Source organism: Bradyrhizobium sp. KZN70725 (assembly GCF_055264925.1).
In genome coordinates, this window is sequence record NZ_JBUYWT010000209.1 from 1 (window position 1) to 505 (window position 505).

Genomic DNA, 505 nt, shown 5'->3' on the forward strand with positions numbered 1-505 from the left:
GCAACAAACCCAGGTGGGACGGGCTTTGTCGCATCTTGGGATCGAGCATATCGCAGCCTATTCGCCGCAGGCGCGCGGGCGTTCCGAGCGGGTGTTCGGCACCTTGCAGGATCGGCTGCCGAAGGAGCTGCGGCTTGCCGGAATCACGACGGTTGAGGCTGCCAACGCGTGGCTGAAGGCGCATTACATCCCCGGGCACAACGCCGCGTTTGCGATCAAGCCCGAACAGGAAGGCTCGGCATTCGTGGCCGACCGGCATGAGGCCTGGCGCGAGGCGCTGTGCGTGATCGAGGAGCGAACCGTCGCCAACGATAATACCGTTGCATGGAACGGTCGGCGGCTGCAGCTGCCGCAGAGCCGGCTCAGGCCTCACTTCGTCAAGGCTGTGGTGCGCCTCCATGAGTATCCCGATGGCACCGTCAGCGTGTTCCTTGGACCGCATCGATTGGCGAGGTTTGCGCCTGACGGACAGCAGATCAGCCCCGACGCGCTTCAGCCTGGCGGC

General features: G+C 65.0%; 1 pseudogene. It reads left to right on the plus strand.

From position 1 onward, the window contains the following. Positions 1-181: pseudogene (locus ACZBJS_RS42750) on the plus strand (ISNCY family transposase); the annotation flags it as partial. Between the last annotated feature and the right edge of the window lie 324 nt (positions 182-505).